Here is a 12,642-nt window from a genome sequence, read left to right on the forward strand (position 1 = left end):
CCAGCTGGCATCCGCCGGTGAATGGCCGCGAAAAAAGGGGAATATTTTGACAGCCAGCCGGCCCGCCTTGGGCCGAAGGGCACAGCCACGCTTGTTCATCAGCAGGAGACGGACCGAGGCGGCGACGCAGCCGGTCCCAAAAATGGGAGCACTAGCATGAACTGGAAACTGACCGCGGCGGCCGTCGGGCTTTCGCTGCTCGCCGCAGCCGGCGTTGCCCGCGCCGATGGCGAACTCAACATCTACAATTGGGGCAACTACACCAGCCCGGACCTGATCAAGAAGTTCGAGGAGACCTACAAGGTCAAGGTCACGGTCACCGACTATGATTCCAACGACACCGCATTGGCCAAGGTCCGCCAGGGCGCGTCCGGCTATGACATCGTCGTGCCGTCGGCCAGCGTCGTGCCGGTCTGGATCAGCGAAGGTCTGCTCCTGGAGACCGACCCCAACAAGATGGAGAATTTCAAGAATGTCGATCCGCGATGGGTCGATGTTCCCTTCGATCCGGGCCGCAAATACACGGTTCCGTGGCAGTGGGGCACGACAGGCATTTCGGTGAACAAGTCGGTCTATTCCGGCGATCCGAACACCTCGGCGATCTTCCTCGACCCGCCGCCGGAGCTTGTCGGCAAGATCAATGTCGTGCCCGAGATGGGGGACATCATGTTCCTCGCCATCGCCTATGAGGGCGGCAAATATTGCACCAACGACATGCAGGTGCTGAAGAAGGTGCACGACAAGCTGGTCGAGGCGAAGGCGAAATGGCTTTCGCTCGACTACGCGGCCGTCGACGGCCTGGGCCGAGGCGACATCGCCGCCGGCGTCAACTGGAACGGCATATCGCTGCGCGAGCGGCTGCAAAACGACAAGATCGTTTACGGCTACCCCAAGGAAGGGTTTCCGATCTGGATGGACAATGTCGCCGTTCTCAAGGACGCCAAGAACGTCGAGAACGCCAAGCTGTTCCAGAACTTCATCATGGATCCCAAGAACGCCGCGATGATCTCGGCTTTCGCCCGCTACGCCAACGCCATCAAGGGCTCCGACGCTTTCATGCCGGACGACATGAAGACGGCGCCGGAAGTGGACGTTCCGGCTGAATTTGCCGCCAAGGGCCAGTTCATGCCGGCCTGTCCATCGGATGTGCAGGCGCTCTACACGAAGATCTGGACCGACCTTCAGAAATAGCGTCGCCGGACCAACCCAACCACAGTCACCGGGCCGCGACCCGCGGTCCGGCACCCTTCATGCCAGGAGCGGTCTCGCGATCGCGGGAGATTTCCGATGTCCGATCTCGACCTCTGCTACATGCCGGCCCACGAGGCGCTGCGGCTGTTCAAGGCAAAGAAACTCTCGCCCGTCGAACTGATGCAGGCTACCATTCGCCGCGCCGAAGCCACCAGATCGGCGATCAACTGCTTCACCTTCACGCATTTCGAGGAAGCGATGAAGCTGGCCGCCCGGGCCGAGGCGAAATACGCCAGGGGCGCCAGGACCGGCGCGCTGGAAGGCCTGCCGATCGGCATCAAGGATGAGAGCTACATCAAGGGCAAGCCGACCTCGCATGGCTCGCTGCTGTCCAGGGACGCCATAGGCGGCCACACCTCGACGATGAACGAGCGCATCATGAGGGCCGGCGGCATCGTGCATGCTCGCACGGCGACGCCAGAATTCAGTTGTGCCGGATACACCTGGTCGAAGCGGTGGGGGGTGACGCGCAATCCGTGGAATCGCGATTTCACGCCGGGCGGCTCTTCGGGCGGCGCTGCGGCAACGCTCGCTTCCGGAACATCATCGATCGCCACCGGTTCGGACATTGCCGGATCGATCCGCATTCCGGCCTCGGCCTGCGGTCTCGTCGGCTACAAGCCGCCTTACGGTCGCAATCCCGACGAGCCGCCCTTCAACCTCGATTTCTACTGCCACACCGGGCCGCTGGCGCGAAATGTCAGGGATGCCATCCTGCTGCAGAACGTCATGGCCGGACCGAGCCCGCTCGACATCGCCACGCTGCGCCCCAAGCTGCGCCTACCGCTCGACTACAAGCCGATCAAAGGCTGGAGAATAGCCTTTTCCATGGATCTCGGTTCCTTCGAGGTCGACCCCGACGTGCGCAAGAATACGCTCGCCGCCTGCGATGTGTTCCGTTCGCTCGGCGCGACGGTCGAGGAAGTCGATCTTGGCTGGGACGACGGGGTGCTCAAGGCCGGGATGGCCTATCTCGAGCACCTGTTCGGCGCGTCGCTGTCGCAACTGCTTGCCGAGCACGCCAGCGACATGACCAGCTATGCCCGGCGGTTTGCCGAGGACGGGCAAAAGTCCAAGGCCACCGACTTCGTCGCGACGCTGGACGTGGCGGCCAGGATGTACCAGACGCTCGGCCCGCTGCTGGAGACCCACGATGTGCTGATCTGCCCGACAAACGCGCTGCCCGCGGTGCCGGCGGAGTTCGACCAGACCAGGGACACGGTCGAAATCAACGGCAGGGAGGTGAACCCCTCGCTGGGCTGGGTGATGACGACGCCGTTCAACATGCTGAGCCGTTGCCCTGTTCTGTCCATACCGTCGGGCCACGCCGCAAGCGGCGTGCCGACAGGCATCCAGATCGTCGGCCGCACCTATAGCGATGCCGATGTCTTCCGGGCCGGACTGGCCTATGAAACGGCCCGGGGGCAATGGTATGGGAGCACCGGGACGCGCCCATCGCTCTGAGCGATTTCGCGATGAGCCGGCGTGCCATATGGCAAGGCAATCTATGTGGCGGGATATCTCCGCCATGGGTCCGAAAGGCCTGACGAAAATGGCGCAACGCAAGGCAACCGCAAAGCCAGAGAAACGCAAGCTCGCGACGACCAAGGGCGCGGCAAACGATGCCGCGCCGCCCAAGGACCGCCGGCGCGAGCGCGGCGAAGCCAGCGTGCAGCGCATCATCGACGCCACCATCGAGCTCATCGCGGAGGAGGGCCTTGCGAGCCTCACCATGCAGCGCATCGCCGAACATGTCGGCTCGTCCAACGCGCTGGTCGTCTTTCATTTTCGCAGCAAGGAAAACCTGTTCCGGGCCGTGCTTCAGTATCTCAGCGACCAGTATGATGCGCTGTGGATCAGCCTGGTGCGGGCGCCCGGCCTGTCGCCGGTCGAAAGGCTGCTGGGCGCCGTCGATTGTGCCCAGCGTTTCGCCCGGCAGCATCCCAAATGGGTGTCGGTCTTTGTCGTGTTCTCAAGCGACCGCAAGAGCATGCAGATCTACAATGAGATCGGCCTGCCGAGCGATCTCGCCTACACCGCCGAAGCGCGCGAACTGCTCATCGAGATTTCGCGCAGCGGCGGCTACACCGGCGTCGACATCGACACCTTGTCGGAGAGCCTGAATTATCTGGTTCACGGCGCATGGTACTGGGATCATCTGAACCCTTCGAGCCGCGACACCAATGTGCTGCGCAAGACCATGCTGCTCCTGTTGCATCAGGCATTTCCGCGGCATTTCGAATTGATGCCGTAGCTGTTCTCAGGGCCGCGGCCGCAGATGGCAGCCGGCTTGGCGTTTCTGCGCCAGATACTCGTCGATCAGCTGGCGGTAGCGCACCTTGCCGAAGCTCGGGAAATGGCCGCCATGCACGACCGAGACGTCGAGCTCGCGCATGGCGAGCAGCGTCGCCATGTAGTCTGGAATATCCGAGTGATAGACGTCGTCGATCAGCGGGCCGTCATAGATGATGTCACCAGACAGCAGTATGCCGGTCTTCTTCTCGTAGAGCGCGATGCCTCCGGGTGAATGGCCCGGTGTGTGGATCACCTCGAAGGCGCGGTCGCCGAGATCGACGATGTCGCCATGTTCGAGGAGACGGTCGGCCGGGGCAGGCTGGATCCGGTAGCGGGACGACTCCCAGCCCTGCGGCAATCCATCGAACATATCGTCGGTCGCATAGCGGTCAGCCACCGTCCATTCGTTGCGTGGATCGGCGAGGATTTTTGCTTCGGCCCGGTGCACGCAGCGGTCGGGAAATTCGTGATGGCAGCCAATATGGTCGAAATGCGTATGGCTGGCGACGCAGGTCAGCTTGCGTTCCGTGACCAGCCGCACATGTGTGCGCAGGCTGAAATGGCCGAGGCCGGTGTCGAACAGAAGGTCACGGTCGCGGCCGCGCACATGCCAGATGTTGCAGCGGAAGAACGGTTTGATCCATGGCTCATGGATCAGCGTGACGCCGTCGGCCATGCGGATGGTCTCGTACCAGTCTGGTGCGTCGATGACCGGAAGAGATCCCATTTCAGTCCGCCAAGACGATGATCTGGTCGGTATCGCACGAAACGGCAACCGTGTCGCCGGATTGGAGGGTGGCGGTCGCCGGCAGCTTGGCGATGAACTGCAGCGAGGGGTCTTCGACGGAGGCGGCAAGCACGCGCTTGAAACTGCCCTGGAAGACGACATCGCTCACTTTCGCCATGCCGAGGCTTGCGGTGCCGGCGGCTCCGCCGAGCATGAGATGCTCCGGCCGGATGGCCAGTGCAACGGCTGAGCCCACGGGCAAGGCGCTGCGCACCAAAACCGGGCCGGCCGGCGTCGAGACGGTGCTTGTCCTGTCCCCGGCTTCCGTGACTTTGCCGGCAAGGATCGTGCTTTCGCCCATGAAGGTCGCCGAAAAACGCGTCGCCGGCCTGGCATAGACGCGCTCGGGCGGCCCTTCGTCCTCGATGCGGCCGTCATTCATCACCACGCAATGGTCGGCCAGCGCCATCGCTTCTTCCTGGTCGTGCGTGACATGGATGAAGGCGGTGCCGACGCGCTTCTGGATCGCCTTCAACTCGTCCTGCATCTGCCGGCGCAATTTCAGATCAAGCGCGCCGAGCGGCTCGTCGAGCAGCAGCACCGCCGGCTCGATGACCAGCGCCCGCGCCAGCGCCACGCGCTGCCGCTGGCCGCCGGAGAGCTGGTGCGGCTTCTTGTCGAAGGCGGAGGCCAGCCCAACCAGCGCCAGCGCCTCGCGCGCCTTTGCGGCCCGCGTCGTGCCGTCGACGCCCTGCATGCGCAGCCCAAAGCCGACATTGCCGCCGACGCTCATATGCGGGAACAGCGCATAGTCCTGGAACACGGTCGTTGTCGGGCGCCTGGCCGGCGGCACCGCGGTGCAATCCTCGCCGCGAATGAACACCTTGCCTTCGCTGGGCATGACGAAGCCGCCCAGGATGGACAACAGCGTCGTCTTGCCCGAGCCCGATGGCCCAAGCAGGATGGTGTAGCTGCCGGGCTCGATCCGCAGCGACACGTTCTTCAGCACGGCCAGCTGCCCGAAACGGTGCGAGACGGCGCGGATGTCGACCAGAGGCGCGGTCATGCTTTTCTCCGGCGCAGCAATGTCAGTTCGAACAGCACGACCAGCACGATGGAAACGGCGAAGACCAGCGACCCGACGGCGTTGGTTTTCGGGTTGAGGCCCGAGCGCAACAGGTTCCAGATTTCCACCGGCAGCGTGGTGTCGAAGCGGGTCAGCAGGAAGGAGATCACGAACTCATCCCAGGAGAAGGTCATCGACAGGAAGAAGCCGGCGAAGATGGCCGGGGCCATCACCGGTACGGCAATGAGCAGCAGCACCTTCCATTCCGGCGCGCCGAGATCGCGCGCGGCGCGCTCGATGTTGATCTGGTGGTCGCCCATCTGGCTGTAGATGATGGCAAAGCACAGCGGCAGATTGATCACGACATGGCCGATGCCGGCGGCAAGTAGCGATTTCGGTACGCCGGCCCAGTTGAACAGCACCAAAAGCCCCATACCGATGATGAGATAGCTGACCGTCAGCGGCAGCGTGATCAGCCCGCGCAGCAGGCCGGAGCCCGGCAGCACGAAGCGTGCGAAACCCCAGGCGCAGAGGAAGCCGAGCGTGACGGCGGTGGCCGAGGAAATCGACGCCACCAGCAGCGAATTGACCAGCGCCGAGGTCAGCCTGACATCCGAGAGCACCGCCTCATACCAGCGCAGCGACGGGCCGGTGAAGGGCGGAATGGGGAAGGACGTCGCCTGCAGCGAGAACAGCACCAGCACCACCACCGGGAGGAAGATGAAGCCGTAGACGGCAAGCGCGTAGACCCAGGAAACGACGCGGACCAGCTGGCGCATCTCAGGCCCGCTCGATCTTCAGCCAGCGGGCGCAGGCGAGGTAGGCGAAGGTGACCACCGCCATCAGGATGATCGACAGCGCCGAGGCCAGCGGAAAGTCGCCGCGCCGGCCGATCTGCATCATCACCAGCTGCGGCATCAAAAGCTCGTTGTTGCCGCCCAGGATCTGCGGCGTGATGTAATCGCCAATGCACAGCACGAAGGTGAGGAAGGCGCCGACCATGATGCCCGGCAAGGTCAGCGGCAGGATGACATGCATGAAGGTGCGCACCGGCCCAGCGCCGAGATCGGCGGCGGCCTTGCGGTAGCTCGGGCTGAGCTGCTTGAGGTTGGCGAAAATGGTCAGCGTCAGCAGCATGACGAAGAAGTGCACGAAGCCGGTGACGGTGGCCAGCCGCGTGTTGGCGAGCTGCAGCGGCTCGGTGATGAGGCCGGAACCGGTGAGCGCGCGGTTGATGACGCCGTTCTGCGCCAGCACCAGCAGCCAGGAATAGGAACGCACGACATAGGACGTCCAGAACGGCAGCACGGCCAGCATCAGCGCCAGCCGTTGCCAGCGTTCCGGCACCTGTTCGGCGAGGATCCAGGCGAAGGGATAGGCGAGCAGCACCGAAACCACGGTGACGATTGCCGTCACCTCCAGCGAGTTCACCATTGCCTGCCAATAGGAGGGGTTGGTGAAGAACTGGCTGTAGTTGGAAAGCGTGAAACCGCCGCCTTCATGCGCCGTGAGGCTCGAAAACCCCATGGCGATGAAGGGCAGCACGAAGAACAACAGCGTCCAGCCGAGCGCCGGTGTCACCAGCGCCCAGGGCAGGGCGCGGCCCGCCCGGGGCAGGGCGCGGCCTGCCCGGGGCAGGGCACGGCCCGCCCGGGGCAGGGCACGTCTGCTGTTCCCGCTTGAACTCACGAGCGGCAACCGATCACTTCGCCTGCAGCATTTCGGTCCACATGTCCTGCATCTTCTTGTCGAGATCGGCGTTCGGCGCCGGATAGGCCTGGGCGCGGGCGAGGAAGCCCGGCTGCTCGTCGAAACGCAGCACCTTCTTCTGATCGTCGGTCAGCGCCGCCTTGGCGTTGGCGGGCATGCCCCAATAGCAGGACGAGGTCGCAAGGCGCGCCTGGCCTTCCGGGCTCATAATGTACTGGATGAATTTGAGCGCCATGTCCTTGTTCTTGGAATCCTTGAACATGGCCAGAGACTGCGACCACAGCACCGCACCCTCCTTGGGGATGGAGAAGTCAAGCGCCGGGTTCTCCTTGGCCAGCCCCGCCGTCACCCATTCGCCGCCGCCGACCAATATGTCGACCTCGCCCGTGGCAAGCGCCGTCTGGCTGGCGGTCACTTCGCCGACCAGCTTGGCGTTGGCCTTCATCTTGAGAAGCTCGTCCTTGAGGGCGGGCAGGTCGGCTTCGGTCAGCTCGGCCGTCTTCTTGCCGATGGCGAGTGCCGCCATGCCGATGACCGGCAGGTAATAGTCGTAGATGGCGACCTTGCCCTTGTATTTGTCGCTGGTCAGCGATGCCATGGACTGCATGTCGGCCGGATCGACCTTGGTCTTGTTGAAGCCGATCGTGTTGTAGCCGAACTTTTCGGTGATGCCGTAGCGCTTGCCGCCGACCACGGTGGAGCCGTCCATTTTCACTTGCGCGAAGAGGTCGGCGAAGGGCAGCTTGTCCTCGGGCAGTGGCTCGAACAGGCCCTTTTCGACGCCGCGCGGCACGTCGATCGAGTCGATCACCATCACGTCCCAGTCGCCGGGCTGCGACTGCTCGACGATGGCGAGGCCGGCGCCGGTGCCCTCAAACTCCTTGACGTTGACCTTGACGTTGTTGGCCTCTTCGAAGGGCTGCAGCAGGGCCGGATCGGAATGGTCGCACCAGATCAGGGCGTTGAGATCGGCGGCCTCGGCGAGGGTGCCCGCGCCAAGCAGCAGGGCCGTGGCGGCACAGGCGGCGTGCAGATGGCGCTTCAGGATGGAAAGCGGATTCCCGGATGCGGATTTGACGGACATCGAGTGTTCTCCCTTGCCTTTGTGGCTTCTTGCAAAAAATTGAACCAATTCTAAAATTGAGTCAATTCTGTTTTTGTGGCAAGAGGCAGCTATGAGCGGATTGCGGGCAAGGCAAAAGGCGGACCGGCACAGGCGCATCATCGAGGCGGCGGCGGCGCTTTTCCGCGAGGCCGGCTACGAGGGCGCCAAGATCGAGGCGATCGCCGCGCAGGCGGAAGTGTCGATCGGCACGATCTACAATTACTATGAGAACAAGGGCGACATCCTGGGCGCCATCGTTTCGCTGGAGGTCAACGAGGTGCTCAATGCCGGGCGCGGTGTCGTCGCCAGGCCGCCGGCCAATGTCGGCGATGCGCTGGACACGCTGATCGGCATCTATATCGAGCATTCGCTGCACTATCTCAGCAAGGAGATGTGGCGGCAGGCCATGGCGATCTCGACGCAGCTTCCCGACAGCCCGTTCGGCCAGGCCTACACCGCGCTTGACCGCTCGCTCACCGAACAGATCCGCGCGCTGATCGCCCGGCTGCAGGAAATCGGGCTGGCGCGCCAGGACATAGACGGCGCGGCACTCGGAGAACTGATCTTCAACAACATGAACATGATGTTCATCGAATTCGTGAAGCGCGACGAGGCGAAGATCGCGGAACTGCGCGCGGCGGTACGCCGGCAAAACCGGATTCTGGTGGCGGCGATCGGGGTGTGATTGTCAGGAACAGGCAGCAGAATCGATTTTGGGACCAAGTCGCGGCTCAACCCTCTTGAGTCGAATCCGAAATCTGATACAACCCCTGGGTGCATTTTTAGGGGAGGGGTGAATGCAGTTTTCCACCTGGCATTGGGCAATCCTTCTGTTGCTGATCGGCGTCCCCGTCTTCTTTGCGGTTCGATCCGCCATCAAGCCCTCGCAGAATCCGGCGGATCCCGTCGGGTTCGGAGGATGGCTAATGCTTCTCGCGATCGGTCAATCCTTGTCGCCATTGCGCACGCTTGTCGCAATAGGGTCCTCGAGCGATGGCTACAACCAGCTCATGCTGGTGCCGAACGGACCCATGGTGGTCTATGGCGAGAGTGCCCTGCTGCTGGCGTTTCTGGTGCTGCAACTGGTGGTGGTCGTTGCCATGCTGAGGCGGAGCCCTTGGTTCAAGCAGTTGTTCCTCGCCCAATGGCTTGCAATCCCGGTGGTCTTCATCCTGGACGCAGCCTTGGTTTCCACGGTTTTCGGGGTTCCGGTCGGGCAAGTGGTCACCGGAAACGCAATTGCGACGTCTATGGCCTCGTTTGTCCTGGCCGGACTCTGGGTGGCTTACGTCTACAGATCCGTCAGGGTACGCAACACGTTCACCACGGTCAGGGCATCCGCCCAGATCGCGAACGCTTCGTAGAAGGCGCGCAATGCTGCGAGAGCGCGTTCAACAAGGCTTGGTGGGGCGGCCTGTCGAAGCGACTATAGCCGACATAAGCGTTGCGCTGCTAGTGCCCCGGACGGGATCGAACCGCCGACCTTCGGTTTACAAACCAAAAGCGCGTTCAGCACAGCCTTTAAGAGGTTATGGACTGTACACCACGCCAGTATGGCCGTGCCGGGAAACCGTCTTCATCCTAAAACGGGGAGGCGCCTGGCCGGCGGGACAGGTTCTTGTTCAGGTTGCAGGAACGAAAGTTTTGGTGGGAAATGCCCTCTCCATCACATCCAGGAAAGCGCGAACCTTCGCACCGATAAGCCGTCGCGAACTTTGGAGCGCCCAGATCTCGACAGGCGGACCGGCATCAGTTCCCCAACAAACAAGGCGGCCCGCCTCGATATCGCCTGCGACAAGAAGCTTCGGAAGCAATGCCGCGCCCGCACCAGCCAGAACGGCATCGCGCACCATCAGCAGAGACGAGAAGCGCAGGATTGGCTCGGGCTTCAAAAGGATTTCGTCCTCAGAATCGGATTTGATGCGCCAAACCACGTTCAGCGACGTTGCGCTCAGCAAAACGGCCTTTACCGGACTCGGTCTGCCGCCCGGCACCGGCTGAGGGCGCGGCATGTCCGGCAAGGCAACAATCAGCCGCTCGTCATTGAGAAAACGGCGACCGATGAGCCGTTCATCCGGTGAAGGATCGATCCGGATTACAAGGTCGTAGCCATCCTCGACCGGATCGACCTTGCGATCCTCGGCAACAATCTCAAGCTTGACCTCCGGATAGGCGAGAGCGAAACGAGTGCCGATCATGGGAAGCGCCACATGCGCGAAAACCACGGGAGCGCTTATCCGCAGCCTGCCTCTCGGGGTCGACGCACCCAAGACAATCGCCTCTCCCGCCTCCGCGATTTCCGCCATCAATCCGTCCGTGCGCTCGTAAAGCGCTCGCCCTTCGTCCGTCAGTCGCAGGCTCTGGGACCCACGCTCGATCAGCCTCACGCCGAGGCTATGTTCGAGTTCGCTCACATGGCGCGACAATGTCGCCTTGGATCGGCCGGAGATGCGACCGGCCCGGCCGAAACCGCCGTGGGCGGCAACGAGATTGAAATCGGCCAAGGCTTCTAGATCCATGACATGTTCCAATATTGAGACGACCTGTTCCGATCATGCCACCTCCCACTCAAGATTGGAACGTTTATCTTTCCCCTCGACACGCACAAACAGGAGTTTTCACAATGGCTATTTTGGTAACCGGAAGCACCGGGACCATCGGGTCCCAAGTCCTGGCCCACCTACAGGGGCGAAACGTCGAGGTCCGCGCGCTGACGCGCTCTCCTGAAACAGCGCAACTGCCCTCGGGCGTGACCGCGGTCCGCGGTGACCTCGCCGACCCGGATTCGGTGCGCGCGGCACTGCAAGGTGTCAGCACACTGTTCCTGCTCGCCCCGAACGTCGCCGATGAATTGACCCAGGCCATGCTCACCCTGACGGTCGCCCGAGAGGCCGGCGTCAAAGGCATCGTCTATCTCTCGGTCTTCGGCGGCGACGGCTATGCTGACGTGCCGCATTTTGCGGGCAAGTACACGGTCGAACACATGATCGATGCGCTCGACCTGCCCGCGACGATCCTGCGTCCCGCCTACTTCATCCAGAACGATCTTCGCCAGAAGGACGGACTGCTGAAGACCGGCATTTATGGCTCGCCGATCGGCAAGAAAGGCGTCTCGATGGTCGATATCCGCGACATCGGCGAGGCCGCAGCGATCGAGTTGGTCCGCCGTGAACAGTCCGCCACGCCGCTCGGCCGCGAGACCTACGCCCTGGTTGGTCCGGACAGTCTGACCGGCGACGGCATCGCCACCATCTGGAGCGAGGCCCTCGGCCGCGCGATCCGCCATGGCGGCGACGATCTCGTCGTCATGGAGCAGCGTACGAAGACCATGCTGCCGGCCTGGCATGCGCTCGACCTGCGCCTGATGTTCAGCCGGTATCAGACGGAAGGCGCGGTGGCGACCTCTGACGACATCGAGCGCTTGACCAAACTGCTCGGCCACGCCCCCCGCTCCTATGCCGCTTTTGCCAGGGATGCCGCCTCCCAGTGGGCGAAGGGCTGAGCCCGCACTTTACCCCCAACCAAGGAGACCTGCCATGATGACGATCCATCCCCTCTCGCCTGAAGATGCTCCTGCGGTAGCCGCGATGCGACAGGCGGCCTCGGCCCATAAGGGTGAGAAACTCGGTCCCGAGGCGCGACCGATGTTCGACGCCATGTTTGCCGCAACACCCGCTGCGGCGGATGTCCAGGTCGAGGCTGCGACGGTCGGAGGCATTGCCGGCTTCTGGCTTCGGCCGGTGAGTGCACGATCGGGCGCGCACATCCTCTATCTTCATGGTGGTGGCTATGTGCTCGGCTCAGCCGAGGCGCTCACCAACTTCGCGGGTCAGATCGCATCACGTGTCGGCGCCGATACCTTTGTCCCTGACTATCGGCTCGCACCCGAATACCCATTCCCGGCAGCCATCGACGATGCGGTCGCCGTCTATCGCGGTCTCGTTGCGGACGGCGCCGAACGGATCGTGGTTGTAGGTGACTCTGCTGGCGGCGGTTTGACGCTGTCGCTGCTGTCGGTCCTCGCTGCCGACAAAACGAACGGCACGGTGCAACCAGTCGGCGCAGCGGTGATGTCGCCCTGGACTGACCTTGCGCTCACCGGTGACAGCCTCGAGACCAGGGCGGAGGCGGACCCGATCTTCACGGGCGGCGTGCTCCAGGGCTTCGCGGACATGTATCTTCAGGGCCAGGATGCGAAGAACCCGAAGGCATCACCGCTCTATGCTCGGCTGAACGGCCTGCCGCCGATCCGGATCGATGTCGGAGATGACGAATTGCTGCTCGCGGATTCCGTGCGCTACGCCGACCGGGCGAGGGCGGCAGGGGTGGAGGTCACGCTGTCGGTCTGGCAGGGCATGCCACATGTCTTCCAGTCTTCCCTCGGCCACTTTCTCGCGGCCGAGCGCTCGGTGGACGCCATCGTTGACTTCCTCCGCCAGCGGCTCGTCGATACTTCCCCATCCAACAGCACAGCTTCGGGGGCTTGAA

13 protein-coding genes are annotated in these 12,642 nt (G+C 63.1%); 7 read left to right on the plus strand and 6 right to left on the minus strand.

Annotated elements, in window-relative coordinates; genetic code table 11:
- The first annotated feature begins 156 nt into the window (after positions 1–156).
- The 3 genes from FJV83_RS32740 (at position 157) to FJV83_RS32750 (ending at position 3,505) form a co-directional block, all read left to right on the plus strand.
- Positions 157–1,191, plus strand: coding sequence for an extracellular solute-binding protein (locus FJV83_RS32740; protein WP_142884654.1), 1,035 nt, complete (start codon positions 157–159; stop codon positions 1,189–1,191).
- A 96-nt stretch (positions 1,192–1,287) separates the two neighbouring features.
- The gene (locus FJV83_RS32745; protein WP_142884653.1) at positions 1,288–2,715 is read left to right on the plus strand and encodes an amidase; all 1,428 of its coding nucleotides are present in this window, start codon (positions 1,288–1,290) and stop codon (positions 2,713–2,715) included.
- A gap of 64 nt (positions 2,716–2,779) precedes the next feature.
- A complete protein-coding gene (locus FJV83_RS32750) occupies positions 2,780–3,505 on the plus strand; it encodes a TetR/AcrR family transcriptional regulator (RefSeq protein WP_245437688.1) in 726 nt (241 codons plus the stop codon).
- A gap of 6 nt (positions 3,506–3,511) precedes the next feature.
- Here FJV83_RS32750 and FJV83_RS32755 read toward each other — a convergent pair whose 3' ends face one another.
- From FJV83_RS32755 to FJV83_RS32775, 5 genes are all read right to left on the minus strand, one after another.
- Positions 3,512–4,273, minus strand: a complete 762-nt coding sequence (locus tag FJV83_RS32755) for an MBL fold metallo-hydrolase (RefSeq protein ID WP_142884652.1) — start codon at positions 4,271–4,273, stop codon at positions 3,512–3,514.
- A gap of 1 nt (position 4,274) precedes the next feature.
- On the minus strand, positions 4,275–5,339 hold the full coding sequence (locus FJV83_RS32760; RefSeq protein WP_095791484.1) for an ABC transporter ATP-binding protein: 1,065 nt from the start codon (positions 5,337–5,339) through the stop codon (positions 4,275–4,277).
- The gene (locus FJV83_RS32765) at positions 5,336–6,118 is read right to left on the minus strand and encodes an ABC transporter permease (RefSeq protein ID WP_142884651.1); all 783 of its coding nucleotides are present in this window, start codon (positions 6,116–6,118) and stop codon (positions 5,336–5,338) included. The genes FJV83_RS32760 and FJV83_RS32765 overlap by 4 nt, the downstream gene beginning before the upstream one ends.
- Position 6,119: 1 nt before the next feature.
- Positions 6,120–6,920, minus strand: a complete 801-nt coding sequence (locus tag FJV83_RS32770) for an ABC transporter permease (RefSeq protein ID WP_210248197.1) — start codon at positions 6,918–6,920, stop codon at positions 6,120–6,122.
- Between the two features lie 121 nt (positions 6,921–7,041).
- A complete protein-coding gene (locus FJV83_RS32775) occupies positions 7,042–8,133 on the minus strand; it encodes a spermidine/putrescine ABC transporter substrate-binding protein (protein ID WP_142878398.1) in 1,092 nt (363 codons plus the stop codon).
- A gap of 91 nt (positions 8,134–8,224) precedes the next feature.
- Between FJV83_RS32775 and FJV83_RS32780 the strand changes: the two genes are divergently transcribed.
- Positions 8,225–8,839 (plus strand): TetR/AcrR family transcriptional regulator, encoded by a 615-nt coding sequence (locus FJV83_RS32780; protein WP_095770250.1) that lies wholly within the window; start codon positions 8,225–8,227, stop codon positions 8,837–8,839.
- A gap of 112 nt (positions 8,840–8,951) precedes the next feature.
- The gene (locus FJV83_RS32785) at positions 8,952–9,518 is read left to right on the plus strand and encodes a DUF2569 family protein (RefSeq protein WP_142884650.1); all 567 of its coding nucleotides are present in this window, start codon (positions 8,952–8,954) and stop codon (positions 9,516–9,518) included.
- A gap of 258 nt (positions 9,519–9,776) precedes the next feature.
- Here FJV83_RS32785 and FJV83_RS32790 read toward each other — a convergent pair whose 3' ends face one another.
- Positions 9,777–10,673 carry a LysR family transcriptional regulator gene (locus FJV83_RS32790; RefSeq protein WP_142884649.1) on the minus strand — a complete coding sequence of 299 codons (897 nt, stop codon included), beginning with the start codon at positions 10,671–10,673 and terminating at the stop codon, positions 9,777–9,779.
- A 104-nt stretch (positions 10,674–10,777) separates the two neighbouring features.
- Here FJV83_RS32790 and FJV83_RS32795 point away from each other — a divergent pair, with 104 nt between their 5' ends.
- Together FJV83_RS32795 and FJV83_RS32800 are read left to right on the plus strand one after the other, a co-directional pair.
- Complete coding sequence (locus FJV83_RS32795; RefSeq protein ID WP_095788235.1) at positions 10,778–11,656, plus strand: NmrA/HSCARG family protein; 879 nt, start codon at positions 10,778–10,780, stop codon at positions 11,654–11,656.
- A gap of 34 nt (positions 11,657–11,690) precedes the next feature.
- Entirely contained in the window at positions 11,691–12,641 is a 951-nt protein-coding gene (locus tag FJV83_RS32800) for an alpha/beta hydrolase (RefSeq protein WP_095770246.1), read from the plus strand.
- The last annotated feature ends 1 nt before the right edge of the window (position 12,642 follow it).

The organism is Mesorhizobium sp. WSM4307 (assembly GCF_007003945.1).
Lineage (GTDB): Bacteria > Pseudomonadota > Alphaproteobacteria > Rhizobiales > Rhizobiaceae > Mesorhizobium.